The organism is Flavobacterium hydrophilum, from assembly GCF_003202405.1.
Lineage (GTDB): Bacteria > Bacteroidota > Bacteroidia > Flavobacteriales > Flavobacteriaceae > Flavobacterium > Flavobacterium hydrophilum.
Window position 1 is genome coordinate 372981 of sequence record NZ_QJHL01000002.1, and the last position, 26683, is coordinate 399663.

The 26683-nt window shown below is 35.6% G+C and carries 19 protein-coding genes; 5 read left to right on the forward strand and 14 right to left on the reverse strand.

Annotated features, from left to right (window positions below; translation table 11 throughout):
• Nucleotides 1–57: 57 nt before the first annotated feature.
• Nucleotides 58–582, reverse strand: a complete 525-nt coding sequence (gene rimM, locus DMB68_RS10780; RefSeq protein WP_110346686.1) for a ribosome maturation factor RimM — start codon at nt 580–582, stop codon at nt 58–60.
• Nucleotides 583–597: 15 nt separating this feature from the next.
• Entirely contained in the window at nt 598–1170 is a 573-nt protein-coding gene (locus DMB68_RS10785) for a 30S ribosomal protein S16 (protein WP_110346687.1), read from the reverse strand.
• A 450-nt stretch (nt 1171–1620) separates the two neighbouring features.
• On the opposite strand from DMB68_RS10785, the gene DMB68_RS10790 reads away from it, so the two are divergent.
• Nucleotides 1621–1971, forward strand: a complete 351-nt coding sequence (locus DMB68_RS10790; protein WP_110346688.1) for an RNA recognition motif domain-containing protein — start codon at nt 1621–1623, stop codon at nt 1969–1971.
• Between the two features lie 122 nt (nt 1972–2093).
• Here the strand turns inward: DMB68_RS10790 and leuB are convergent, their stop codons facing one another.
• The 7 genes from leuB to DMB68_RS10825 all read right to left on the reverse strand — a co-directional run bounded on the left by leuB (nt 2094) and on the right by DMB68_RS10825 (nt 10054).
• Nucleotides 2094–3149 (reverse strand): 3-isopropylmalate dehydrogenase, encoded by a 1056-nt coding sequence (leuB, locus tag DMB68_RS10795; protein WP_110346689.1) that lies wholly within the window; start codon nt 3147–3149, stop codon nt 2094–2096.
• A 54-nt stretch (nt 3150–3203) separates the two neighbouring features.
• Nucleotides 3204–4727: an alpha-isopropylmalate synthase regulatory domain-containing protein gene (locus DMB68_RS10800; protein WP_110346690.1), complete on the reverse strand. Its 1524-nt coding sequence runs from the start codon at nt 4725–4727 to the stop codon at nt 3204–3206.
• A gap of 41 nt (nt 4728–4768) precedes the next feature.
• A complete protein-coding gene (locus tag DMB68_RS10805) occupies nt 4769–5560 on the reverse strand; it encodes a methyltransferase domain-containing protein (protein ID WP_110346691.1) in 792 nt (263 codons plus the stop codon).
• Nucleotides 5561–5665: 105 nt separating this feature from the next.
• Nucleotides 5666–6262 carry a 3-isopropylmalate dehydratase small subunit gene (gene leuD / locus DMB68_RS10810; RefSeq protein WP_110346692.1) on the reverse strand — a complete coding sequence of 199 codons (597 nt, stop codon included), beginning with the start codon at nt 6260–6262 and terminating at the stop codon, nt 5666–5668.
• Between the two features lie 114 nt (nt 6263–6376).
• The gene (leuC, locus tag DMB68_RS10815; RefSeq protein WP_110346693.1) at nt 6377–7771 is read right to left on the reverse strand and encodes a 3-isopropylmalate dehydratase large subunit; all 1395 of its coding nucleotides are present in this window, start codon (nt 7769–7771) and stop codon (nt 6377–6379) included.
• A 493-nt stretch (nt 7772–8264) separates the two neighbouring features.
• The gene (locus DMB68_RS10820) at nt 8265–9185 is read right to left on the reverse strand and encodes a helix-turn-helix domain-containing protein (protein WP_110346694.1); all 921 of its coding nucleotides are present in this window, start codon (nt 9183–9185) and stop codon (nt 8265–8267) included.
• 65 nt (nt 9186–9250) lie between these two features.
• Nucleotides 9251–10054 carry an SDR family oxidoreductase gene (locus DMB68_RS10825; protein WP_110346695.1) on the reverse strand — a complete coding sequence of 268 codons (804 nt, stop codon included), beginning with the start codon at nt 10052–10054 and terminating at the stop codon, nt 9251–9253.
• A gap of 339 nt (nt 10055–10393) precedes the next feature.
• Here DMB68_RS10825 and dnaE point away from each other — a divergent pair, with 339 nt between their 5' ends.
• On the forward strand, nt 10394–14929 hold the full coding sequence (gene dnaE / locus DMB68_RS10830; RefSeq protein WP_110346696.1) for a DNA polymerase III subunit alpha: 4536 nt from the start codon (nt 10394–10396) through the stop codon (nt 14927–14929).
• Between the two features lie 176 nt (nt 14930–15105).
• On the forward strand, nt 15106–16056 hold the full coding sequence (locus DMB68_RS10835; protein ID WP_110347080.1) for an outer membrane beta-barrel protein: 951 nt from the start codon (nt 15106–15108) through the stop codon (nt 16054–16056).
• Nucleotides 16057–16229: 173 nt separating this feature from the next.
• Here the strand turns inward: DMB68_RS10835 and DMB68_RS10840 are convergent, their stop codons facing one another.
• The 4 genes from DMB68_RS10840 to DMB68_RS10855 all read right to left on the reverse strand — a co-directional run bounded on the left by DMB68_RS10840 (nt 16230) and on the right by DMB68_RS10855 (nt 22556).
• Complete coding sequence (locus tag DMB68_RS10840; protein WP_110346697.1) at nt 16230–17222, reverse strand: Gfo/Idh/MocA family protein; 993 nt, start codon at nt 17220–17222, stop codon at nt 16230–16232.
• Between the two features lie 372 nt (nt 17223–17594).
• Nucleotides 17595–19703 (reverse strand): prolyl oligopeptidase family serine peptidase, encoded by a 2109-nt coding sequence (locus tag DMB68_RS10845; protein ID WP_110346698.1) that lies wholly within the window; start codon nt 19701–19703, stop codon nt 17595–17597.
• A 144-nt stretch (nt 19704–19847) separates the two neighbouring features.
• Nucleotides 19848–22055, reverse strand: a complete 2208-nt coding sequence (locus tag DMB68_RS10850; RefSeq protein WP_110346699.1) for a TonB-dependent receptor — start codon at nt 22053–22055, stop codon at nt 19848–19850.
• A gap of 147 nt (nt 22056–22202) precedes the next feature.
• Complete coding sequence (locus tag DMB68_RS10855) at nt 22203–22556, reverse strand: hypothetical protein (RefSeq protein WP_110346700.1); 354 nt, start codon at nt 22554–22556, stop codon at nt 22203–22205.
• A gap of 208 nt (nt 22557–22764) precedes the next feature.
• Here DMB68_RS10855 and DMB68_RS10860 point away from each other — a divergent pair, with 208 nt between their 5' ends.
• Complete coding sequence (locus DMB68_RS10860; protein ID WP_110346701.1) at nt 22765–23466, forward strand: porin family protein; 702 nt, start codon at nt 22765–22767, stop codon at nt 23464–23466.
• On the opposite strand, the gene DMB68_RS10865 is transcribed toward DMB68_RS10860, so the two are convergent.
• Nucleotides 23461–24066 (reverse strand): hypothetical protein, encoded by a 606-nt coding sequence (locus tag DMB68_RS10865; RefSeq protein ID WP_231131638.1) that lies wholly within the window; start codon nt 24064–24066, stop codon nt 23461–23463. The genes DMB68_RS10860 and DMB68_RS10865 overlap by 6 nt on opposite strands.
• A 133-nt stretch (nt 24067–24199) precedes the next feature.
• On the opposite strand from DMB68_RS10865, the gene DMB68_RS10870 reads away from it, so the two are divergent.
• A complete protein-coding gene (locus tag DMB68_RS10870) occupies nt 24200–26668 on the forward strand; it encodes a bifunctional UDP-N-acetylmuramoyl-tripeptide:D-alanyl-D-alanine ligase/alanine racemase (RefSeq protein WP_110346702.1) in 2469 nt (822 codons plus the stop codon).
• The last annotated feature ends 15 nt before the right edge of the window (nt 26669–26683 follow it).

The window sequence follows — 26683 nt, forward strand, 5'->3', positions numbered from 1 at the left end:
ATAGAGGATTTTTAATTTGTCTAAAAATACCAACAATCTAAGAAGTCTAAAATCTAATTATAAGTACATTTCCACCAATCCTTCTGGCAGATTCATGATAACTTTTTTATTGTCACGATCAATTTTTACCAGAAAATGGTCAATCATCGGAACTAGTATTTCAACTTCACCATTCAGAACTTCAAAAAGTGGCTGGGCAGAAGAATCATTAACAGAAGTTATTTTTCCGAAAACGCCTAAACGCTGATCTTCGATTTCGAAACCGATAACTTCGTGGAAATAGAATTTGTTGCCCGAAAGTTTTGGCAACATGGTTAAAGGAAGATAAACAGCATTGCCAATTAAAGCATCTGCATCTTCTTCAGTATTAGTATCTTCAAAACGAACTCTGAGAAAGTCGTTTTTGTGCAATGAACTTGTTTCAATAAAAAAAGGAACCAGATGTTTGTTGTGATCAACAAACACTGATTCCAGATTTTCGTATAACTCAGGTTCGTCTGTGTCTAAATAGATCAGAACTTCACCTTTGAAACTAAATTTTTTAGCGATTTTACCTAAATAAAAACATTCTTCTTTACGCATTATCGCTAGCTAAAATTATGCTTCAGTTGTTTCGTTATTCTCTTCAGCAGCAGGAGCTTCTTCAGTAGCAGCTTCCGCTTCAACCTCAGCAACTTCTTCTTCAACTGCAGGAGTTGCAGCAGCGATAGCGTCAGCTTCAGCCTGAGCTGCAGCAGCTAAACGTTTAGCATTAACTTCTTGCTCAGCTTTAAAAGCTTTAGCTTTAGCATCAGCTTGCGCTTTTGTTAAACCGTCTTTTTTAGCATCAACTTTTCCAGCTTTAGCTTCTAACCAGGCAGCTAATTTTGCATCAGCTTGTTCCTGAGTTAAAGCTCCTTTACGAATACCTCCATCAAGGTGGTGTTTCAATAAAGCTCCTTTGTAAGAAAGGATAGCTCTGGCAGTATCAGTTGGTTGTGCACCATTGTGTAACCATTTTACAGCGCTATCAAGGTTTAAGTCGATAGTTGCAGGGTTAGTGTTTGGATTGTAAGTACCGATTTTCTCTAAGTATTTACCATCTCTTTTTGAGCGTGCATCTGCAGCTACAACCCAGTAAAAAGGTTTTCCTTTTTTACCGTGTCTTTGTAATCTAATTTTTACTGACATAATCGTATGATTAAATTTTGAGGTACTCGACCTCTGTTAATTAAGGGCGCAAAGATAAACTTTTTTTGTCAATTGTACGTTGAAAACCATATTAAATATGTTTAAGATGATTTTTTCTTAAAGTTTCGTTTTTTGATTTCAATAATTTGCTAAAATAAGATCTGTCCTTCAATTTTATTTATGAAATTATTGCAGTGACTTTTAAATTCAGTGCTGTAAATAAAGGTAAAAGCGATCCAATAACACCAAAAGTAGTTTTTACAGAAAATGTTTTTTATAAAGTGATGGGTAAGTATGTTTAGGCAATCTCTAATAACTTTTAGAATTTGTTGGACTCTGGTTCTGTTGATTCTTTTGAAAAAAATCAAAATAAAAGCATAAATAAACTAATATATAGTAGATTACAGAAAAATAAGACTACATTTGCTACATTATCATAAATAAGTACATATGAACATTTTTGTTGGAAGCCTTCCATTCAGTATTGAGGAAGCAGATTTAAGAGAGTCTTTCGAGGCTTACGGAGCAGTAGATTCAGTTAAAATCATAACTGATAAATTTACTGGAAGAAGCAAAGGATTTGGTTTTGTTGAAATGCCAAATGATGCGGAAGCTCAAAAAGCAATTGATGAATTGAACGGAGCAACTGTTCAGGGTCGTACAATTGTGGTTAATAAATCTGAACCAAAACCTGAAGGTGAAAGAAGAAGCTTCAATAACAACCGTGGAGGTGATTCTCGCGGAGGTTACGGAAACAGCCGTGGTGGAAATGACCGTGGTGGAAACAGAGGAGGATATTAATATTTTTTTCTAAATATAACAAAAGGGATCAACGAAAGTTGATCCCTTTTTTGTTTAAAGTTTTATTTGTTTCAGGTTTCACGTTCCAACAACCTGAAACTTGAAATCTGAAACAAAATAAATTATATGTTAGCAGCCAACCAGTCACCTACTTCTTTGGTACCGTATGCTTTGCCGCCATCAGCCAAATCTTCAGTAACTACTCCGGCTTCTAAAGCTTTGTTTACAGCATCTCTCATTGCTTTTCCTTCTTCCATCAATCCGAAGTTTTCGAACATCATAGCAGCAGATAAAACAGTAGCCATTGGGTTAGCAATATTCAATCCTGTAGCTTGTGGGTAAGAACCGTGGATAGGCTCAAACAAAGATACTTCAGCTCCCATGGATGCAGAAGGCATTAATCCCATTGAACCGGAAATTACAGAAGCTTCATCTGTTAAGATATCTCCAAATAAGTTTTCAGTAATCAATACATCATAAGAGTTTGGCCATTGTACCAAACGCATCGCTACAGCATCAACAAATTCGTAAGAAACCGTAACTTCAGGATAATCTTTTTCCATTGCCTGAACAGTTTCTCTCCACAAACGTGAAGTTTCCATAACGTTTGCTTTGTCAACGCAACATAATTTTTTTGAACGTGTCATGGCTAATTCGAAACCTTTTTTAGCTAAACGCTGTACTTCTGCTCTTGTGTAAACACAGTTGTCAAAAGCAGTGTCGCCATTGTCTTTTCTTCCTTTTTCGCCAAAGTAAATTCCGCCAGTTAATTCTCTTAAGAAAACTAAATCAGTTCCTTCGATTCTTTCTCTTTTTAATGGAGATTTATCCAATAAAGACGGGAATGTAAAAGTTGGTCTTACGTTTGCGAACAAACCTAATGCTTTACGCATTTTTAACAAACCTTGTTCTGGTCTTACTGGTGCAGAAGGATCGTTATCGTATTTTGGGTGGCCAATTGCTCCAAAAAGAACTGCATCAGCATTTTTACAAATTTCATGTGTCGCATCCGGATAAGGTTCACCTACTGCATCAATTGCAGCAGCACCGGTTAAAGCTGGTTTCCATGTAATTTCATGTCCAAATTTTTGTGCAACAGCATCTGATACTTTTACTGCCTGATCAATTACTTCTGGTCCGATTCCGTCTCCGGCTAAAAGGGCTATGTTAAATTTCATTTTATTGATATTATGGGTTTATTTACTATTTTGATTGTTTATTTTATTTCAGTTTTACTGCGTAATAACATTAAGCATTTTTTGAGTTGCAATAATGGCTGCAACAGTCTGATCCGAATCTAATCCGCGGGTTTTGAATTCTTTTCCGTTGTTTACCCATGTAATGATGGTTTCGCATAAAGCATCTGAACTACTTCCGGGAGGAATTCTAACGGCGTAATCAATTAATTTTGGAAGCGTTAATTTTTTGCTCTTGTAAATTTTAGTAAGTGCATTCATGAAAGCATCAAACTGACCATCACCTTGCGCATTTTCTTCAATTATTTCTCCATCAAACTTTAAACACAAAGTAGTTGATGGGCGCATTCCTTTTGAATGGACTAATATATAAGATTCGATTTTAATTTTCTCTTCGTAGGTGTGACTGTCCAAAACATCCGAAATAATGTATGGAAGATCTTCTTTGGTAACAGTTTCTTTTTTATCACCCAATTCAATAATTCTTTGGGTAACCAATTTCAAATCTTCCTGATTTAATTTCAATCCTAACTCCTGAAGATTTTTTTCGATATTGGCTTTTCCGGAAGTTTTTCCAAGGGCATATTTTCTTTTTCTTCCGAAACGTTCCGGAAGTAAGTCATTAAAATATAAATTATTTTTGTTGTCACCATCTGCGTGAATTCCGGCTGTCTGCGTAAAAACATTATCACCTACAATTGGTTTATTGGCTGGAATTCTATAGCCTGTAAATGTTTCAACCAATTTGCTTACAGAGTATAATGAGGTTTCTTTAATATTGATTGTAAAATCCGGCATAAAATCATTTATAACGGCAACTGTGCTTTCAAGTGGTGCATTTCCGGCGCGTTCTCCCATTCCGTTCACTGTTACGTGAAGACCTTTTATGCCTGCTTTTATGGCTTCCATAACATTGGCTACACTTAAGTCGTAATCGTTATGAGCGTGAAAGTCAAAATGAGTATTTGGATATTTTGCTGTGATGGTCGAAATAAATTCAAAAGCCTGTGAAGGAATCAATACGCCAAGTGTGTCCGGAAGTAATATTCTTTTTACAGGTTGCTGCGTTAAAAAATCTAGATATTGAAAAACATATTCTGGGGAATTACGCATTCCGTTACTCCAGTCTTCCAGATAAACATTGGTTTCAATGTTATTCTCTTTTGCTAATGCAATAGCCTGAGCGATTTCAGAAAAGTGTTGTTCCGGTGTTTTTTTTAACTGATGTGTCAGGTGATTCAGAGAGCCTTTCGTTAGTAAATTCTGAACTTTAGCTCCTGATTTTTTCATCCATTCAATAGAAAGACCGCCATCAACAAAAGTCAAAACTTCTATTCGGCTGGTGTATCCTTTTTCTTCGGCCCAGGCCATAATTCCTTTTACGCCTTGAAATTCGCCTTCGCTGACACGTGCCGAAGCAATTTCGATTCTATCAATATTTAATTCTTCCAACAATAATTGCGCAATGGTCAGTTTTTCTGCAGCAGAAAAAGATACTCCAGACGTTTGTTCACCGTCACGGAGTGTTGTATCCATTATTTCAATTTTTCTTTTTTCCATATTGATTTTTCTATATTTCTTTTGAAATTATAGTTGTTATTTTATAGTTTTCCTCTAACTTCATTTAATTTCATCGTCATTGAAAGGGCTGAATTTTCTATCCAGTTATTGTATTCTTCAATTGCCTTTAATCTTAATGTTTCTTCCAGATAGCCTTCTTCGACCATTTGTTTGGAACCGGCAACTTTTGACCAGATTGCTATTTTTGATTTAAAATCCGAATCTGTATTAGTATAAACTTCATCCGAATTTATTTTTTCAATCGAATGAAAACCTGTTTCTTTTAATAATTGAGGTAAATCCTCGGCAATTTTATTATTCATTCCGGCATCTGCTCTCCACTTTAAAAAAGTTTTATAAAACTCCTGCATGCTTTGCGGAGGCAACGGATTCCAGATTAAATTGGTATGATCATAATCTAAAATTGAAATTTGTCCATTTGGCTTTAGTAATGATTTCATTTTTATTAAAGCTGCTTTCGGATTGCTTAACCATTGCAATGTTCTGGCAGAAATAATAAGGTCAAATTTTATCTCAGGATTAAAATCAAATAAATCGACAGCAATTAATTCTAAGCTTGAAACAGATTGATACGATTCTTTGCCGCTATTTATAGTGTTCTCGGTATTGTCTATTCCGACAACTTTACCTTCTTTACCAATATAGTTTGCAATATCTTTAGAAATTGAACCTGTTCCGCATCCAATATCCAGTACGGTAATTCCCGGTTCTAAAATTTGAACTAAATTTCTATAGTCTTTAGCTAAACTTCTGCTGTCAAATATTTTGGTGGCATTTTGTCCGTCTCTTTCAATGTGTTTATTGCCTTTCATCTCGATGAATTATTGAACTGCCGAAATTCATAAAATTGTAAAAAGCAGTTACGAAGCTCAACTTTAGAATTGAAGCTTGCGTAACTGCTTTTGAGTTGGTTGTGTTTAGTAAGGAAGTTTCTCAGCAAATGCCTGAATGTCTTCCTTAATATTTTGTAAATAATCAATGTCATCAAAGCCATTGATCATGTTGTTCTTTTTGTATCCGTTGATGTCAAAAGATTCTTTTTGGCCAGTAGCCAATAAAGTAATAGTTTGTGCAGGAAGATTGATTTCTAATTCTGTTTTAGGATCAGCTTCGATTGCTTTGAAAATAGTTTCTGCAAATTCCGGGCTAACCTGAACCGGTAAAACACCAATGTTTAAACAGTTTCCTTTAAAGATATCGGCAAAAAAAGAAGAAACTACAGCACGGAATCCGTAATCGTAAACTGCCCATGCAGCATGCTCACGAGAAGATCCTGAGCCAAAGTTTTTTCCTCCAACAAGTATTTTTCCTGAATAAGTAGAGTCGTTTAAAACGAAATCTGCTTTTGGAGTATCGTCCCCATTGTATCTCCAGTCTCTAAAAAGATTGTCTCCAAAACCTTCACGTTTTGTAGCTTTTAAGAAACGAGCCGGGATAATTTGATCTGTATCTACGTTCTCAATTGGCAACGGCACTGCGCTGCTGGTAAGTATGTTAAATTTATCGTATGCCATTTTAATTTTAGATTTTTGGATTTTAGATTTTAGATTTCACGAAAAAGAGAATCTATTTTAAACCTAAAAGCAATTTTGTTGAATTTTTGAAATTGTTATTGCAATTGTCATTGACTAGAACAGCTCTCTTGGATCTGTCAGTTTTCCTGTAACGGCAGCTGCAGCAGCCATAATTGGACTTGCAAGAAGCGTTCTTGAACCAGGACCCTGGCGGCCTTCAAAGTTTCTGTTTGAAGTACTTACTGCATATTTTCCGGCAGGAACTTTATCATCGTTCATTGCTAAACATGCAGAACATCCCGGCTGACGCAATACGAAACCTGCTTCAGTTAAAATATCCAAAATACCTTCTTCTTTAATCTGAGCTTCAACAACGTGAGAACCCGGAACTAACCAAGCAGTAACATTGTCTGCTTTTTTTCTTCCTTTTACAATTTCAGCAAAAGCTCTAAAATCTTCAATACGTCCGTTTGTACAGCTTCCTAAGAAAACATAGTCAATTGGTTTTCCAATCATAACGTCGTCTTCTTCAAAGCCCATATAAGCTAACGATTTTTTATACGTTTCTTCACCGCCTTCAACCTGGTCAGCACTTGGAATATGTTTAGAGATACCGATTCCCATACCCGGGTTAGTACCATAAGTAATCATTGGTTCAATATCTTCTGCTTTGATGTTTAATTCAGCATCAAAAACAGCATCAGCATCAGTTTTTAAAGTTTTCCAGTATTCAACTGCTTTAGTCCATGTTTCCCCTTTTGGAGCGTAAAGTCTTCCTTCAAGGAAATCAAAAGTAGTCTGGTCAGGAGCAATCATTCCTCCACGAGCACCCATTTCGATACTTAGGTTACAAACAGTCATACGGCCTTCCATTGTCATTTCTTCAAATACATTTCCTGCATATTCAGCAAAATATCCTGTACCTCCGGAAGTAGTCAATTGAGCGATAATGTAAAGAGCAACGTCTTTTGGTCCAACACCTTTGCTTAATTTACCATTTACATTGATACGCATTTTCTTTGGTTTAGGCTGCATAATACATTGAGTAGAAAGCACCATTTCAACCTCAGAAGTTCCGATACCAAAGGCAATCGCTCCAAAAGCACCGTGAGTAGATGTGTGTGAATCTCCGCAAACAATAGTAGCACCTGGCAAAGTAATTCCATTTTCTGGACCAACTACGTGTACAATTCCATTTTTTTGATGACCTAATCCCCAGTGAGAAATTCCGTATTCTGCTGAATTGTCTTCTAATGCCTGCAATTGATTAGCAGAAAGCGCATCGGCAACTGGTAAATGCTGGTTTATTGTTGGTGTATTGTGATCTGCAGTTGCAAAAGTACGCTCAGGGTATAAAACCTTAACGCCTCTGGCTTTTAATCCTAAAAAAGCAACAGGACTTGTAACTTCGTGAATGAAATGACGGTCAATAAAAAACACATCCGGTCCATCTTCAATTTTACGCACAACGTGTGCATCCCATACTTTGTCAAATAATGTCTTACTCATTTTTTATTTTTTTTAATTGTAATTTCTATAATCACAGCATTATCCTGTTCATTATAATAGCAAAACAAAAGTAAAAAAAGATACAAAGTCGTCAATTTCAATATTTCATTATATACGATACCCAAACTAATTACAAATTGCGAATATGCTTTTATACAATCAATTCATATCAAAAAAATGAAAAGAGAACAGGTTTTGTTTTTCTTTTTCAGCTTAAATTTTGCTTAACTGTTTTTTGTTTTAATAGTTTGCAAATTTATCTCAAAATAGGTATAAAATAGGCTTTTTATTTTGAAAAAATGTAACAAATCGAATAAAAATAGTAATAATTGATAGTTTTCTATTCTATAATGTATAGATGCTTTTGTTGTTTTTTGATTCTTTTTCAGGTATTTTTTACAGGTTATTTAGATTTAATAAACGGTTTAAATACTACGACATCCAAGAAGTGAATTTTTATCAAATTTTAATTGTTTTTAAAAGATTTTAGAAACTAATTTAATGCGTTTTTAAATTCTAACGGGGTAAGACTGGTTTTCTTTTTGAATAGTTTGCTGAAAGATTGAGGATATTCAAAACCCAATTGATAAGCTATTTCAGCTACCGAAAGATTGGTAGTGATCAGGAAATCTTTTGATTTTTCAATTAGTTTGGAATGAATATGCTGTTGCGCATTTTGCCCCGTTAAATTTCGAAGCATATCACTTAAATAATGCGAAGAAACATTGATTTGTGAAGCAAGAAATTCTACAGAGGGTAATCCTTTTTTTAAGGTTTCGGTATTATTTAAATAATTGTCCAGCGTTTCTTCAACTTTCTGCAATAAATCATGGCTGATTGTTTTTCGGGTAATGAACTGGCGCTTATAAAAACGATTGCTGTAATTGAGCAAAACGTCAATATAAGAAACAATTACGTCCTGCGTCATTTCGTCAATCGCAGTGTGAAGTTCGTTGTCGATACTGGTTAATAATCCAATAATAATGGTTTTTTCCCTGTCGGAAAGATGTAGTGCTTCGTTGGTATCGTAAGAAAAGAATCCGTACTTTTTGATGGCTTTCCCTAAAGGATAATTTCGAATAAAATCGGGATGAAAAAGCAAGGTAAAACCTCCATATTTGGCACCTTCTTCGTTATCAGTAAAAATCAGCTGATTGGGAGAAGCAAACATTAATCCACCTTCGTTAAAATCATAATAACCCTGACCGTAGCCCATTTTTCCGTTAGTCGAAAATTTATAGGATATTTTATAAAAGTCAAGCAAAAATGAGCTGTTGTCCAAATCACCATTTATAACAAGCTGTGTATTATCAACCAGACTAATCATCGGATTAAGTGGTTTTGGGAGATTCAATAAACTATGAAATTGCGATATTGAAGAAATTTTTGCAGGAGGGTTATTTTTCTTTTCCATAATATAAATGTATAAAAATTTGAAATACCTTTCAGGTTGCCGAATCTGAAAGGTATTAGAATAAATTATGCTCCTAAAAACTGTTTGCCAAATGCAGCACGAAAAACTTCGTCTCCTTGCTCCAGTCTCTGTTGGTAAAGTGCTTTTGCATCTTCACCAGCTACATATCTCAGTTTGTTTTTTCCGTCTGTAGCAGCTTCGTAAACTACATCGGCAATTTGTTCGGGAGTTGATGCCATTTCAAACATTACTTCGACATTTTCATACAGTTTATTTGTCATCGCTTCATACTCAGGCTGAGCTCCTGTGTCAAGAGAGCCGTGAAGGAACTCTGTTTTGATTCCGCCCGGAGAAACCGTTTTAATATTTATACCAAACGGATTCAATTCGTAAGCCATACTTTCGCTCCAGCCTTCCAGTCCCCATTTTGTGGCGTGATAAACCGATCCTAAAGGAAAAGCAATCAATCCGCCAATAGAAGTTGTTGATATAAACAAACCGCTTTTTCGTTCTCTGAAATACGGAATAAACGCATTCGTAACACGAATTACACCTAATAAATTAGTATCAAGCTGTTTGGTGATTTGTGTGTCGCTGAGACTTTCTAAAGGGCCAATTAAACCATAACCGGCATTATTAAAAACGATATCAATATCGCTTAATTCAATTGCTTTTTCAACCGTAGTTTGTATTTGGTCGTAATTCGTAACGTCCAATGGTAAAAGGGTTACATTTTTTAAACCAGCAAGTTCAGTTTCCTTTTCAGGATTTCTCATCGTTGCAATTACATTCCAGCCTTTTGCCTGAAATAATTTTGCTGTTGCTTTTCCTAAACCTGATGATGCTCCTGTGATAAAAATTGTTTTCATGATTATTATTTTTTTAATTGTTATAATTTGATGAAGCAAAGTTCAGGATACACTACAGTTTAAAAGTGTTCATTTTGGTCTGATGAGTATCCAAAATGAATAATCGGAGTTTTTTAAGATAAAAAAAACGAAATTCAGCTGTTTTTTGAGTTTAGAAAATTAAGATGTTAATTATGCTTTTGTTGATAACTTCGTTTTTCATTCGCTTAAAAAAAAGCGTAAATTTGACTTCCTTCCATTTTTCATAGCGTATTTATTTATGTTTCATGTTGTCAAATGTTTACAATGTGGAAGACTTGGAATTTGGAACTTTAAAATTTGACTTTTCTATAAAAATATATGTATTTAATATTCGATACCGAAACAACCGGATTACCAAAACGCTGGGATGCGCCAATTACCGATTCTGATAACTGGCCTCGCTGTATACAGATTGCCTGGCAATTGCATGACGAAATGGGACAGCTTATCGAGCATCAGGATTATTTGGTGAAACCAGATGGATTTAATATTCCGTATGATGCTGAACGAATTCACGGAATTTCGACTGAATTGGCCGAAGCCGAAGGAATCACACTGGCCGAAGTTTTAGAGAAATTTAATATAGCTTTAAGCAAAACCAAATTTATTGTTGGTCAGAATTTAGGTTTTGACGTGAATATTATGGGTGCCGAATTCCATAGAATGGGAGTAGAGTCTCAAATGAGTTCGATGCCGGTTTTGGATACCTGTACCGAAGTTACTGCTTCGTTATTACAACTTCCCGGAGGTCGTGGAGGGAAATTCAAACTTCCGACTTTAACAGAATTACACAGCTATCTTTTTGATAAACCTTTCGCTGAAGCGCACAACGCAACTGCCGACGTTGAGGCAACTACACGTTGTTTCCTTGAATTGGTAAGAAGAGAAGTTTTTACCAAAGAAGAACTTGATGTTCCTAAAGAATATTTTAAGGAATTTAAAGAAAGAAATCCACAGGAATTTCCTTTAATTGGTCTTAAACACATCAATTTAAAAGCCGCTTCTGATAAAATCAGAGAGCAAATCAAGGCTTTACGAGTTGATGATACCCCAACTGAAGTCTCAGAATCTGCTAAAGCCGATTTTAAAGCGGCAAAATTTGCGCATTTACACAATCATACGCAGTTTTCGGTTCTTCAATCCACAATCGGAATAGGAAATATTGTTTCGGCTACAGCCAAAAATGGAATGCCGGCCGTTGCCATGACCGATACCGGAAACATGATGGGAGCTTTCCACTTTGTAAGCGCTGTTATGAACCACAATAAAGGAGCTTCTGCAAAAAATAAAGCTTTAGTTGAAGCCGGAGAAGAGCCAACGGAAACGGAAGTAAAACCAATCGTAGGATGTGAATTTAATATTTGCGAGAATCATTTAGATAAAACCAAAAAAGACAACGGTTATCAGGTTGTTTTAATGGCTAAAAATAAAGCGGGTTACCACAATTTAGCAAAAATGGCTTCGATTGCCTATACCGAAGGATTTTATTATGTGCCGAGAATTGACAAAAATATAGTCGAAAAATATAAGGGCGATATCATGGTTTTGTCCGGGAATTTATACGGAGAAATTCCGAGTAAAATCCTAAATATTGGTGAAAATCAGGCAGAAGAAGCTTTAGTATGGTGGAAAGATCAATTCGGAGAAGACTTCTATCTGGAAGTAATGCGCCACAATCAGGAAGATGAAAATCGTGTCAATAAAACCCTGATTGAGTTTTCTCAAAAGCATAATGTCAAATTAATTGCAACTAATAATACCTATTATTTAAATAAAGAAGATGCCAATGCACACGATATTTTATTGTGCGTAAAAGATGGTGAAAAACAGGCAACACCAATTGGCCGTGGCCGTGGTTATCGCTACGGACTTCCAAATCAGGAATATTATTATAAGTCGGAAGAAGAGATGAAAAAACTCTTTGCCGATTTGCCCGAAGCGATTATCAACATTCAGGAAATTGTCGATAAAGTAGAAATTTATTCACTTTACCGTGATGTATTGCTTCCAAAGTTTGATATTCCCGAAGAATTTTTTGTTGCCGAAGATGAAGAAGACGGAGGCGTTCGTGGTGAAAATAAATACCTGAGACACTTAACAATGGAAGGTGCTAAAAGACGATATGGAGAAATTACCGAATCGATTCAGGAACGTTTGGATTTTGAATTATTAACAATTTCAAATTCAGGATATCCGGGTTACTTTTTGATTGTTCAGGATTTCATTGCCGAGGCCAGAAAAATGGACGTATCGGTAGGACCCGGACGTGGCTCTGCAGCGGGTTCAGCTGTTGCCTATTGTCTCGGAATTACCAATATTGACCCCATTAAATACGATTTACTTTTTGAGCGTTTCCTAAATCCTGACCGTGTATCGATGCCCGATATTGATATCGACTTTGATGACGAGGGTCGTGGACGTGTAATGGATTATGTAATCAACAAGTACGGTCAAAAACAGGTGGCTCAGATTATCACGTATGGTAAAATGGCAACCAAATCGGCAATTCGTGATACAGCTCGTGTACTGGATTTACCATTGTTTGAAGCCGATAGAATTGCCAAACTGATTCCGGGAATGATGCCGTCAAAATGGAATCTGGCGCGTTTTATTTCAGAAAGTGAAGATGAGGTAAAAAAAGCCCTTCGTTCTGACGAATTTGATAATGTAAAAGAATTAATCGCCATTGCACACGAAGGTGATTTGGCAGGAGAAACCATTCAACAGGCAAAAATCCTCGAAGGATCGATGCGTAACACGGGAATTCACGCCTGTGGGGTAATTATTACACCATCGGATATTACGAATTACGTTCCCGTTACAACCGCAAAAGATTCGGATTTATATGTAACGCAGTTCGATAACTCGGTGGCAGAAAGCGCCGGACTGTTGAAAATGGACTTCCTGGGTCTGAAGACCCTTACACTGATAAAAGATACCGTAAAACTGGTAAAATACAGAACCAATATTGATCTTGATCCCGATACTTTTCCTATTGATGATCCTGAAACATATGCGCTTTTCCAAAGAGGTGAAACAGTTGGAATCTTCCAATACGAGTCACCCGGAATGCAGAAATACATGAAAGATCTTAAACCAACAGTTTTCGGAGATTTAATTGCCATGAACGCATTGTATCGTCCGGGACCTTTGGAGTATATTCCGTCTTTCGTTCGAAGAAAAAATGGGGACGAAGAAATCAAATACGATTTAGATGCGTGTGCGGAATATTTATCAGAAACCTATGGAATTACAGTTTACCAGGAGCAGGTAATGCTTTTGTCTCAGTCTTTGGCAGGATTTACAAAGGGTGAGGCCGACGTTTTGCGTAAGGCGATGGGTAAGAAACAAAAGGACGTACTGGATAAAATGAAGCCGAAGTTTGTGGAACAGGCTTCCGCAAAAGGTCATGATGCTAAAATTCTCGAAAAAATCTGGAAAGACTGGGAAGCTTTTGCAAGTTACGCCTTCAACAAATCGCACTCAACTTGTTATGCGTGGATTGCCTATCAAACTGCATATTTGAAAGCGCATTATCCTGCAGAATATATGGCAGCGGTACTTTCGAATAACATGAACGATATCAAACAGGTTTCTTTCTTTATGGAAGAATGTAAACGAATGGGATTACAGGTTTTAGGTCCTTGTGTCAATGAGTCGTATTATAAATTTACCGTAAATGATGATTACGCTGTTCGTTTCGGAATGGGGGCGATAAAAGGAGTGGGTTCAGGAGCGGTTGCCACAATTGTTGAAAGCAGAAAAGACGGAAGATATAAGTCGATTTTTGATTTGGCGAAACGAATTGATTTGCGTGCAGCCAATAAAAAAGCGATTGAGAATTTAGCTTTAGCCGGAGGTTTTGATTCGTTTGAAGGAACAACCAGAGCACAGTATTTTCATGATGATGGCGACGGAATTACATTCTATGAAAAAGCAATGCGTTACGGAAATAAGTTTCAGGAAAATGAAAATTCATCGCAAGTGAGTTTGTTTGGAGAAGCGAGCGAAGTACAGATTGCTGAACCTGTTGTACCGCCATGCGAAGACTGGAGTACAATGGAAAAACTGGCGAAAGAAAAAGAAGTTGTCGGAATTTATATTTCCGGACACCCGCTGGATGATTTTAGGTTCGAAATGAAATATTTCTGCAACGCAAGACTTGAAGCGTTAAAAAGTATGAATGAGTATGTGGGGAAAAATCTAACATTTGCCGGAATCATTAATAACGTACAGCATCGTGTAGCTAAGAACGGAAAAGGCTGGGCAGCTTTCAATTTAGAAGGCTATGATGAAAGTTATGAGTTTAAGATTTTTGGCGAAGAGTATTTAAAGTTCCGCCATTTCCTGATTCAGAATAATTTTGCTTATCTGAAAATACTAATAAAAGACGGTTGGGTAAATCATGATACAGGCAAAAAAACAGATCCAAGGATGCAGTTTGTTGAGGTGAGGCAATTGCAGGATGTTTTGGAAGCATTTGCAAAAAAGCTAATTCTGTTACTTAATATTAAAGATTTACAGACTGATTTTATTCATAGATTAAGTCAGTTGTTCAATGCGTATAAAGGAGATAACTCAGTTACTTTTGAAATCATGGAATTAGAAAAGATAAAACGTTTGGTCGAGGTCGAAACCCCAACAGATTTTGAAGAAACTGAAGATGCTGTTTTTGAAGAAGAAAATGATTCTGAAGACACTGTTCAGGAAACCAAAATTCAGCAAGTAAATGAAGTAGAAGAAATAAAAGTAGTGACAAAATTAACGATGCCAAGCCGCAGATTAAAAGTCAGAATATCTAATGAATTATTGGATGAGCTAGAAAAAATGCAGATTAATTTCAAACTCAACTAAAATTTAACAGTTAAAATTTAATTGATAATGTATTTTTCAGGTTAAAATTATGCATGCATAGTAATTTTACACTCATTTGGCTTTTATATCAATAATAATGATAATCTGAATGGGAATGTTGTAAAATAAGAAACGCTAATTATTATAATTTTGTATCAAAATTAACTATGAAAATTATGAAAAAGCATCTATTATTAATTGGATTGATGATTTGCTCTATGACCACAATAGCGCAGACAGAAAGTGCGGATAAACCGGAGAGCTGGTATTTTAAATTAGGAGGTTCCTACTTCATTCAGACTGCTGCAACGGAGTTTCCAATCGTAAACGGTCAGGCACCTAATACGGATGTATATGCTGCTAACGGAACTACTTTAATTTCAAGAGAAACAAATCATGGTTCATTTGGAGAAGGTTTTCGTTCCGGATTAACTGCAGGTTACCGTATTTCAACGCGTTTAGGAGTTGAAATGGGGATTAACTATTATTCTAGTGCAGATAAATTGATGGTTGAAACTACAAATCGTTTAATTGCTACTTCGCCAACAAATATTTTTGTAACCGGTGATGCTGTTGGAAAAATCAGAGCCTGGGATTTATCACCTTCATTAGTGTTATTTTTGGGAGAAAATAAAGGTTTTGAGCCTTACACAAAAGTGGGTGTTATTGTTCCGATCCATGGAGATTTGACTATTGAGACTAATCGTGAGTATTATACTGTAGCACCAACCAGAACAACAGTAGCAAAAACATATGCTGAAGATGTAGTAAAACCTAATCCAACTCTTGGTTTTATGGCTGCGATTGGAACTTCATATAAATTAGGTAAAAAACTGGCATTATTTGCTGAAATTGAATACAGAAACTTTACGGTTCACGGAGATACAAAAGAAACTACTGTGTTTACTGAAAACGGAGTAGATAAATTGCATACAGCCTCTACTTTCAGACCAGATGCTTCGTATTCTGCAATTCATACTAATTATGTAGATAAATTAACTACAAGTTCTAATAGTAAAGTAACTAATTCAGCTGGTTTTGACAATACAAAAGCGACTGATGATATTAGTTCTTATGTTGGAATTAGTGGTGTAGGTTTGACTTTTGGACTACGATACAGCCTGTAATTCTACAGAATTTTATAATTTAAAAGAGGATATTTCTACATGAAAATATCCTCTTTTTTTGTTCTTATGAAAACTGAAGCCCTAGCCCTGATGGGAGCGGCATCCTTTTATGCCGGGGTTCGGCATAAAAGATACAGCGGACAGCAGGATACAGCTCCTCATTATAATTATGATTATTTCGAGTTTCTAAATTCTTTTAAAACTTCATCAATAACCCATGAGGTTCTTGCACCGGATGTTCCTTTTGAAGGAGAAATTCCTTCATTGCCCAAAAGCTCCTCTATAACAGTTTCAATAAAAGGCTGCTGAATATGAAGCGGGTTTTCAATTTCGATAGTTTGCTTGTCACCATTTGCATATTCAATTTTAATGGGATCGTCCCCAAAAGTTGAAAATGCTATTTTGCCTTTGTCGCCTACAATTTCGGTAACATCATAACGCTCAAAACTGGCGAAATTCCATATTCCGGTACCGTGAATTCCGTTTTCGAATAAAAAGGACATTGAAACCGAATCTTCGGCAGGGTAAGCCATGAGTTGAGAAGTCGCATGTCCGCGAACGGATTTTATCGGACCTAAAACAAAATCCAAAAAGTCTAAGGTGTGGCATGCCAGATCAACGAAAATTCCTCCACCTGAAATATGTGGTAAAACGGTCCATGGAAGATTGATTTCATCGTCATAACGTTCCTCAAAAGGATGGTATAAAACACAGTTTACATGTCTGATAGCCCCTAATTTTCCTTCGTCAATTATTTCTTTTATTTTTAAAAAACGAGGCAGACTTCTTCTGTAATACGCAACAAACAAAGGAACGTTGTGTTCTTTACAAACGCTGATCATTTCATTACATTCTTCAAAAGTCAGGGCCATTGGTTTTTCAACATAAACCGGTTTTCCTGCTTTGGCACACAAAATCGTATATTCTTTATGTGAAGATGGAGGAGTGGCGATATAAACGGCATCAACTTCGGGGTCGTTGATTAAATCGACAGCATTTGAATACCATTTTGGAACGTTATGGCGTTTGGCGTAATCTTCGGCAAGTGCTGCATCTCTTCGCATTACGGCTACCAAAGCTGAATTTGGTGCTTTTTGAAATGCCGGGCCGCTTTTAACCTCGGTTACGTTTCCGCAGCCAATAATTCCCCATTTTATGATTTTCATTGTTTGTTTTTTTAGTTTTTCAAATTTAAGGCTATTTGAAAAAGTTAGCCACGAATTCACGAATTTATTTTAATCTATTGTCTAAAAATGCTGTGCTGAATTGTCTGAATTACGAATTTATTTCACGCAGATTTAAAATGATTTAAGCAGATGCACACAGATTTTTTATTTTTAATCTGCTTGATCTGCGGGAGTAAAAATTAGTACGATAAAAAGTCATCAATTATTCTTTCTCGCAGATCTAGCGGATTGCACAGATTTTTTTAACCAGAATCTGCTATATCTGCAAAATCTGCGGGAACAATAAAAACAAAGCCACGGATTCACAAAAATAATTCGTGAATTCGTGGCTAAAAAAATACTTTTTAGATCTTACTTTTTAGGTAAAGCTTTAAAACCCATATTGTAAAGCGTGAACGCCTGAATATCTACACTTTCCTGAATAGTTGCAGCAACTGATTTTCCTGCTCCATGACCTGCTTTTACATCAATACGAATCAAAACCGGATTGTCACCAGTTTGTTTGTCCTGTAGTTCGGCAGCAAATTTAAAACTGTGAGCCGGAACTACACGGTCATCATGATCTCCTGTGGTAACCATAGTTGCCGGATACTGAACGCCTTTTTTAACGTTTTGAACCGGAGAATAGCCTTTTAGGTATTCGAACATTTCTTTGTTGTCCTGAGCTGTTCCGTAATCGTACGCCCAGCCAGCTCCTGCTGTAAAAGTATGATAGCGCAGCATGTCCATAACACCAACAGCCGGCAATGCTACTTTAAACAAATCAGGGCGTTGTGTCATAGCGGCACCTACTAATAAACCTCCGTTAGAACCTCCGCGAATCGCTAAGAAATCGGATGAGGTATATTTTTGAGCGATTAAATATTCGGCAGCAGCGATAAAATCGTCAAATACATTTTGTTTTTGCAATTTGGTTCCTGCATCGTGCCATTTTTTACCATATTCTCCACCGCCTCTTAAATTGGCAACGGCATAAACGCCCCCATTTTCCATCCATACAGCGTTTGCAATGCTGAAAGCCGGAGTTAAACTAATATTGAAACCACCATAACCGTAAAGGATTGTCGGGTTTTTACCGTCAAGTTTTGTTCCTTTTTTATAGGTGATAATCATCGGAATTTTTGTTCCGTCTTTTGAAGTATAGAAAACTTGTTTGGATTCGAAATCATCGCTTTTGAAATCTACTTTGGGTTTTTGGTATATTTCAGACTTACCTGATTTTGGCTCAAATGAAAAGATAGTTCCCGGAGTGGTGTAATTGGTAAAGCTGTAGTACAAAGTTTTTTCTTTTTTCTTTCCGCCAAAGCCGCCTGCAGTTCCAACAGCAGGAAGTTTGATTTCACGTACTAATTTTCCGCTGTAATCATATTGCTGAACCAATGAAACAGCGTCTTTTGTATAATTGGCAAAAAAGTAACCGCCACCAGTGGAAGGAGATAAAATATTTTGGGTTTCAGCAATAAAATCTTTCCAGTTTTCCGGTTTCGGATTATTTACATCAACGGTTACTACACGCTTGTTTGGTGCATTTAAATCAGTATCAATAAACAATTTGCTGCCTTCATTTTCTATGATGTTATTGTCGCTGTTAAAATTGTCAACAATAGTAATTATCGGACTGTTTGGTTTGGTTAAATCTTTAATATATAACTCATTTCCGTAGGTAGAATTGGCAGCAGTAATCACTAAATAATGATTGTCTTCGGTAACTGACCCTCCAACATATCTTCTTTTTTGATCTGCTCCAAAAATGACCTTATCCTCTTTTTGTGAAGTTCCTAATTTGTGAAAGTACAATTTATGCTGATCTGTTTTCGCAGATAACTCGCTTCCTTTTGGTTTTTCATAACTTGAATAATAAAAACCTTCATTTTCATACCAGGAAATACCGCTAAATTTTACATCAACCAGAGTGTCTTCCAAAACTTTTTTAGAAATAGCATCAATAATAATAACTTTTCTCCAGTCGCTTCCGCCTTCAGAAATCGAGTAAGCCGCTTTCGATCCGTCTTTCGAAAAATCCAGTCCGCCAAGTGAAGTGGTTCCGTCTTTAGAAAATGTGTTCGGATCTAAAAAAACTTCTTCTTTGCCGTTCTGATCTTTTCTATAAACAACAGATTGATTCTGAAGTCCGTTATTCTTGAAATAATATGTAAATTTTCCTTCTGTAAAAGGAGCGCCTATTTTTTCGTAATTCCAAAGTTTTTCCATTCGCTCTTTTAAGGCATCGCGAAACGGAATTTTATTCAGATAAGCATAAGTAACTTCATTTTCTGCTTTTACCCAGGCACCTGTTTCATCAGATTTGTCATCTTCAAGCCAGCGGTAAGGATCGGCTACTTTTGTGTTAAAGTATACATCAACAGTTTCGCCTTTTTTCGTCTCCGGATATTGAATTTTATTTTGCCCGAATGAAATTCCTGCAGTAGTCATTGCCATTATAAAAATTGTTTTTTTCATAGTTTAAGTTTGTGATTTCTAACAAAAATATAAATTTTTGTTAGAAAAACATTATCTCAAAATGTTAAACCATATAAGTTATATAAGTAAATGTAAGCAAAGCAAACTTAATTCTATTTATATAAATTATATGGTTTTGAATTGTTATAAATTGAAATTTACACCTAAAACAATATTTCTTCCAATGTTCGGGATTCCGTCTGTTTTTAGTCGTGAAAGATGGGCAATATATTCTTTATCGAATAAATTGTTTCCGTTCAGGTTTACATCAAAAGCGGTTTTGCCCAGTTTTACGGTTCCTCCAAAACCAAGATTTACTAAAGTGTAACCTTTTGAAGCGGTTTCAAAACCACTCACATTATCCTGGTCCAAGGTTGAGGAAACATTTATAGAAGCATATCCTTCTTTGAGCCAGTTTTTAATGTTGAATTCGGTTCTAAGTGTGTTGTTCCAGTTGTTGGCAGGGATTAACGGCAAATAATCATCGTTGTCTTTTTTACCTGTTACGGTTTCAAAACTGGTTTCAAAATGCAGCCAGTCTAACGGATGCGGGTGAAAATGCAATCCAATTTCACCACCAAATAATTTTGCATTATCCTGCACGTAGGCAAAAACATCATTATCGTCTAAAACATCTCCGGTTGGCGAAGTGTAAATGTAATTGTTGATGTGATTATAAAATCCGTTTACGAAAAACTCAAAATGTGAATTTTTATATTCTAAATTCAGATCGGTCTGTACGTTTTGTTCGGTTTTCAAATTACTATTTCCAATTTCGTAACGATTGGTACCTTCGTGAACACCGTTTGAAGTTAGTTCTGCTAAATTTGGAGCTCTGAATCCGGTAGCTACATTCAATCGAAGTGTTAATGGTTCTGCCAATTTGGTTTTGTATCCTAAAGAAGCATTGAAACTGTCGAATGATTTGTCCAGAGCTTCAAAATAGCCTTCTTCGCCTTCAGTTCCATGCACTTCAGAAGTAACATTTCGGTTGTCAAAACGCAAACCGGCTTGCAGCACGCTATTGTTCCATTCGTAATTTGCAGTTCCGAAAACACCAAAATCATTTGTAGTCGCATTCGGGATTAAATATTCTTCACCTGAATTTTTATTGGTTTGATGCATTCCCTGAACTCCCAAAATGGTTTCAATTTTACCGAATTTAGGAAAATGGTATTTTGCATTGTAATTAAAAGTATTCAGTTTCATTCTGAGAGCCGCATCGTTGCTGTCTTCAAATTCGCTTCTGTCATTTGAGATATAACCCAAATCAACATCCAGTTTTGAGTTTTCAAAAAAGATTACATTGTTTAAACTAAACAAATGATTGAAAATTCCCTGTCGTGGAAACTGTGTGTCCTTGCTTGAAGATTGTTCAGCGATTCCGTCTTCCGGAATTCCGATATCCAGTTTGTTGTAATTGTATCTAAAAACACTTGAAAAAGTGGAGTTGCTGTACCCGATTCCGGTTTTAAAATCAGTTTCATTGTAACGTGAATTGGTTACGCGATCGCCATCAGCAATTTTATAGTCAGAATGGGTGTTGAAACTTCCGCGTGCTAAAAATTTCCAGTTGTCTGTAGAAGTTTTTAGTCCGATAGAAGAATTGCTTCCTTGTGTATTGGTAAAATATTTTTGACTGAAATTGGCTTTGAAAGTTCCGGCGTCAGCAAATTTTTCAGGATTGAAATATAAAACACCTCCCAACGCATCAGAACCGTACAATAAAGAAGCTGGTCCTTTGATTACTTCGACACTCTCAATTCCGGCATCATTTAAACCTAAACCATGTTCGTCTCCAAATTGCTGGTTTTCGATGCGAACACCCTGAGAATAGACTAAAACACGATTTCCGCTCAATCCGCGAATCACGGGTTTTCCAATCGAAGTTCCCGTAGAAATCTGAGAAACTCCCGGAATTGTCGCCAGACCTTCAATCAAAGTTGAAGTTCCTTTTTGCTGTAATGTTTTAATACTTTCGTGATCAATTTTCATTACGTTTTGCGATTGCAGTTTGTTAAAAGGAGTAGAAACCACAACTTCATCCATTTCTAAAATGGATTCTAAAAGTGTAACATCGAGTGTGTTTTCTTTGGTTAATTTAGCGATGGTTTTATTCTGATTAGAATATCCAACATAAGAAAAAGCAAGGCGTAAAGTTCCGTTTGGAAGATTTTTTAGTTCGTATTTTCCGTTTTCGTCTGTTGTAGTTCCTTTGTGTAATTCGGGAGTGTAAACAGAAACACCCGGTAATGGCTGATTTTGATTGTCGGTAACAGTTCCTGAAACCGAATTTTGAGCAGAAAGAATGCCCGAAAACCCCAAAATAAGGGCTATTATTATTTTTTTCATTTGAAAATGATTGCTATAATTAATTGATTTTTCTTTTAAATCAAATCAAAGAAACGTGAAGTCTGCTGAATTTTCACAGAATGAAAATCAGTAAACCTGACTGAGTTTTGAATTCAATAAAAGTGTTTTGTTTCGGATAATCGAAACTTAAGAAACTATAGCGGAAGGAGGTCCCCGAAGCGCGTATAAACTTCCTGAAAAGGAAATAATACTTTCAGAAAAGCCAAAGTAATAAGGGATTTCCTGATGATTGCTGAAAAATTGAAATGAAAAATTTTCAGGTGTAATGTAACTTCCAAAAGAAAAATGACAAACAAAACAAGAATCATCGTTATGATGCTGATGTGTAATTTCGCCATTTGCATCATTATAATTATGATGGCATTTTTTTTCTGAAAGCTGTTGCGAGATATGTTCATAACTGTGGATGGACTGAAACAGTATTGAGAACAATACCATCAATCCCAAAGAAAAACCGGTTATGAGCTGTCTTCTTTTCATTATACGGCAAAGGTATAAAAGGGAAATGTAAAAATCTTTGGTTTTTGGGCTTTTTATTGAAAATAGTGCAACAAAATATTTTTATAAAGAATGAAAACAGAATAATTGTATTATAATCGCCTCATCAAATATCATTATATTATATTTGTGTGTCCAATAAATGAACCTCAAAAACGTTTATCTGAAATCTCTTTAACTCAAACACACTATGCGATTATTATTTAGTTGTTTATTTCTAATATCGTTTTTCAATGTTTTTTCACAAGAAGAAAAACCTGAAATTAAACCTGTGGTTAAAATTGACTCTTTATACCGGGAAGATCAGTTTTATGTTTCTGTTACTTACAATCTGTTGGCAGACGCACCAGAAGGCATCAAACGTGATAAATTTTCAGCCGGAATTTCAGCAGGCTTTTTGAGAGATATGCCTATTAATAAAAAAAGAACATTTGCTATTGCAGCCGGTTTAGGATTAACGTATCAGAATTATTTTCAAAATTTAACCATTTCAAAAGATGGTTCCGGAGCATTAATTTACGGTGTTAACGATTATAATGAATTTGTTTCAAACAGATTCAGGCAATATTTAGTAGATGTTCCAATTGAGTTCCGATGGAGGAATTCGACTTATGAAAGTTACAAGTTTTGGAGAATTTATACCGGTTTAAAATTTAGTTATGTTATCTCCAGCAGATCTGTCTTGGATGATGGTGAAAACACGTATAAAATCAACAATAATCCGGATGTCAATAAGTTTCAGTACGGGGCTTATATTTCTGCGGGTTACAATACCTGGAATATTTATTTTTATTATGGTCTGAATCCTTTGTTTAAAGATGTTAAAACGGTTTTAGGAGAAGATGTAAAGATGAAAACTATGAGCCTGGGCCTTATTTTTTATATCTTATAGCCACAAATACAGAAATAAAACCTGTGGAAGAATTCCGATTATAAATCCAATAAACAATTCTTTGTAAGTATGTGCATTCATTTCTAAACGTGATGATGCAGTAATTCCGGTCAGTAAAATCAAAAGAGCAGGCCAATAGGGGTTGTGCATTTGCAAATGCATATTCATTCCAATTACAAAAACGGTAAAACCGCTAATAGCCATCATATGCAGGCTTGCTTTTATTTTAAAAAGCGAATAAATCAAAGCTATAATGGTACTGAATAATCCAGCCAGGAAAAAGAAATGCAGCTCAGGGTAACGATCAATAAGAATGCTTCTTTTTACCAGTAATATAAATAAAAAACACTGTAAAATTAAAGGTATTATTCGTTGGGAAGTCTCATGTATCATGACCGATTTTACATTACCAGTTGTTCGAAGCAGTAAGAAAAACAATAGCGGAACGATAACGGTAATAATCAGAATTTGAAATAAAACAAAGTATTTTTCCTGAATGGTGAATACATCATCCTTGTAAAAAAGATAGAATAAAGTGGCATACATCGATATAAAAATCGGATGCAATATATAGGAAAATAGAGGAAGTATTTTTTTCAAAACGCAGTAATTTGAGGTGTTAAACAAATATAATTGAAATATAAATACGTTTTTGTAAACGCTTTGTTTTTTAAGAAAATCACAACTTTTTTTCGGTCTTTAATGTTTAAATTTGAAAAAAAGAAACTTCTAAATGAGTGTAAACTTAAAAAGCCTTGTTTCGGTTCTTCACGCCGAATGGAACGGCTCAGATACAGCTGTTTTTATTGATCATATTTCGATAGACAGCCGTTCACTGCAAAACGGTTCGCAAACTTTGTTTTTTGCATTGTCGGGTGTCAATAATGACGCACATTCTTATATTTCAGAATTGATGGAAAAAGGAGTGCAGAATTTTGCAGTTGAATATATTCCTGAAAATTGTGAAGGCAAAGCTAATTTCTTAGTCGTAAAATCGACTTTAGAAGCGCTGCAGAAATTTGCGGCTCATCACCGAAATCTTTTTGATTTTCCTGTTATTGGATTAACGGGAAGTAATGGTAAAACAATTGTAAAAGAATGGCTTAACTTCTTATTAAGCCCTGATTATAATATTATCAGAAGTCCTAAAAGTTATAATTCACAGGTTGGAGTGCCGCTTTCGGTGATTGCGATTAATGAAAAACATAATTTGGGTATTTTTGAAGCGGGAATTTCGACGGTCAATGAAATGGACAAATTGGAAGAAATTATCAAACCCACCATCGGAGTACTCACCAATATTGGAACTGCACATGATGAAGGTTTTTTAAATTTAGTACAAAAGATTGATGAAAAATTGCTGCTGTTCAAAGAATCTCCTGTAATAGTTTACCAGAAAAATGAAATAGTAGATTCCTGTTTATCCCAATTTGCGGCCGAATATATGCTGCATCCCCGAAAACTTTTTTCATGGAGTTATACAGATCATACGGCCGATGTTTTTATTTCGAAAAAAGAAAATAAAAGTGAAATAACAAACATTCAGTATCAATATAAAAACGCAAAATATGATTTAAGAATTCCTTTTAGCGATTCGGCTTCAATAGAAAATGCGATTTCGTGTTTATTGGTTTTGCTTTATTTTGAATACGATGTTGAAACGATTCAAAATCGCATACAGGGTTTGTATCCGGTCGAAATGCGCCTGGAAGTCAAAAACGGAATCCATAACTGCAGTATTATTGATGATAGTTACAGTTCCGATTTTCAGTCCCTTAAAATAGCGTTGGATTTTCTCGAAAGCCAAAAAAAGAACGCCTCTAAAACGGTTATTTTATCAGATATTTTTCAAAGCGGATTTTCAAACGAAGAATTGTATTCTAAAGTTTCACACTTAATTGCAGCTAATAAAGTCAATCGTGTTATTGGAATTGGTTCAACCATTTCATTATTTAAAGACAAATTTTCAAATTGTATTACCTATCAAAATACGGCCGAATTTATCCATGATTTTGAGAACCTGAATTTTGTTAATGAAACCATTTTAATAAAAGGAGCAAGGTCGTTTCAGTTTGAAGAAATAGTATCTTTACTGGAAGAGAAAACCCATGAAACCATTCTTGAAATCAATCTCAATTCGATTAGCCATAATTTAAATTTCTTTAAATCTAAATTAGCCAATGATGTTAAGATCATGGTCATGGTAAAAGCATTTGGTTACGGAAACGGAGGATTGGAAATTGCCAAATTATTGGAACATCATAAAGTGGATTATTTAGGGGTGGCTTTTGCCGATGAAGGAATTTCACTGAAAAGTGGTGGAATAAAATTACCCATCATGGTTCTAAATCCCGAATCAACCAGTTTTTTATCAATTATTCAGTATCAGTTAGAGCCTGAAATTTACAGCTTAAAAGGCTTAAATGCTTTTTTGAAAATTGCCCGTGAAAAGAATTTAAAAGACTTTCCTATTCATATCAAACTCGACACCGGTATGCATCGTCTGGGTTTTGAAGAAAATACAATTAATGAATTGATTGAAACTTTAAAAGGAAATTCAACCGTTCGTATTCAGAGTATTTTATCGCACATGGCCACAAGTGATGATATGAAACATTATGAATTTGCACTTTCTCAGATTCGATTGTTCGAAAAACTGTCTTCAAAATTAATGAATGAATTAGGTGTAAATCCAATTCGTCATATACTGAATACTTCCGGAATTAGTAATTTTCCGGATGCACAATATAATATGGTGCGACTGGGGATTGGACTTTATGGGGTCTCCAATGACTCTTCAGAACAAAAATATCTGGAAAATGTTGGAACCTTAAAATCGATTATTTCTCAGGTTCGAACAATTCCAGCCGGAGACAGCGTTGGTTACGGACGCAGATTTATGGCTGAAAAAGAAACTAAAATTGCGACTATCCCGATTGGTTACGCAGACGGAATCTCAAGATTATGGGGTAATGAAGTAGGTTATGTAACGATTAAAAATCAAAAAGCATCCATTGTAGGAAGTGTTTGCATGGATATGCTGATGGTAGATGTAAGCAAAATTGATTGCAAAGAAGGGGATTCGGTTATTATTTTTGGAGAAAGTCCAACTGTAACAGAGATTGCAGATGCTTTAAAAACCATTCCTTATGAAATTCTGACCAGTATTTCGCAACGTGTCAAAAGGGTATTTTTTAGATAGAATTAAGGAATTTTG

What these genes read in the sequence shown, in the direction of transcription:
- leuB (WP_110346689.1), bottom strand. Translation starts at nt 3,149, where the DNA reads ATGAAATTTAACATAGCCCTTTTAGCCGGAGACGGAATCGGACCAGAA.
- DMB68_RS10850 (WP_110346699.1), bottom strand. Translation starts at nt 22,055, where the DNA reads ATGAAAAAAATAATAATAGCCCTTATTTTGGGGTTTTCGGGCATTCTT.
- DMB68_RS10820 (WP_110346694.1), bottom strand. Translation starts at nt 9,185, where the DNA reads ATGGAAAAGAAAAATAACCCTCCTGCAAAAATTTCTTCAATATCGCAA.
- DMB68_RS10790 (WP_110346688.1), top strand. Translation starts at nt 1,621, where the DNA reads ATGAACATTTTTGTTGGAAGCCTTCCATTCAGTATTGAGGAAGCAGAT.
- DMB68_RS10845 (WP_110346698.1), bottom strand. Translation starts at nt 19,703, where the DNA reads ATGAAAAAAACAATTTTTATAATGGCAATGACTACTGCAGGAATTTCA.
- DMB68_RS10870 (WP_110346702.1), top strand. Translation starts at nt 24,200, where the DNA reads ATGAGTGTAAACTTAAAAAGCCTTGTTTCGGTTCTTCACGCCGAATGG.
- leuD (WP_110346692.1), bottom strand. Translation starts at nt 6,262, where the DNA reads ATGGCATACGATAAATTTAACATACTTACCAGCAGCGCAGTGCCGTTG.
- DMB68_RS10800 (WP_110346690.1), bottom strand. Translation starts at nt 4,727, where the DNA reads ATGGAAAAAAGAAAAATTGAAATAATGGATACAACACTCCGTGACGGT.
- dnaE (WP_110346696.1), top strand. Translation starts at nt 10,394, where the DNA reads ATGTATTTAATATTCGATACCGAAACAACCGGATTACCAAAACGCTGG.
- leuC (WP_110346693.1), bottom strand. Translation starts at nt 7,771, where the DNA reads ATGAGTAAGACATTATTTGACAAAGTATGGGATGCACACGTTGTGCGT.
- DMB68_RS10825 (WP_110346695.1), bottom strand. Translation starts at nt 10,054, where the DNA reads ATGAAAACAATTTTTATCACAGGAGCATCATCAGGTTTAGGAAAAGCA.
- DMB68_RS10855 (WP_110346700.1), bottom strand. Translation starts at nt 22,556, where the DNA reads ATGAAAAGAAGACAGCTCATAACCGGTTTTTCTTTGGGATTGATGGTA.
- rimM (WP_110346686.1), bottom strand. Translation starts at nt 582, where the DNA reads ATGCGTAAAGAAGAATGTTTTTATTTAGGTAAAATCGCTAAAAAATTT.
- DMB68_RS10805 (WP_110346691.1), bottom strand. Translation starts at nt 5,560, where the DNA reads ATGAAAGGCAATAAACACATTGAAAGAGACGGACAAAATGCCACCAAA.
- DMB68_RS10785 (WP_110346687.1), bottom strand. Translation starts at nt 1,170, where the DNA reads ATGTCAGTAAAAATTAGATTACAAAGACACGGTAAAAAAGGAAAACCT.
- DMB68_RS10840 (WP_110346697.1), bottom strand. Translation starts at nt 17,222, where the DNA reads ATGAAAATCATAAAATGGGGAATTATTGGCTGCGGAAACGTAACCGAG.
- DMB68_RS10860 (WP_110346701.1), top strand. Translation starts at nt 22,765, where the DNA reads ATGCGATTATTATTTAGTTGTTTATTTCTAATATCGTTTTTCAATGTT.
- DMB68_RS10835 (WP_110347080.1), top strand. Translation starts at nt 15,106, where the DNA reads ATGAAAAAGCATCTATTATTAATTGGATTGATGATTTGCTCTATGACC.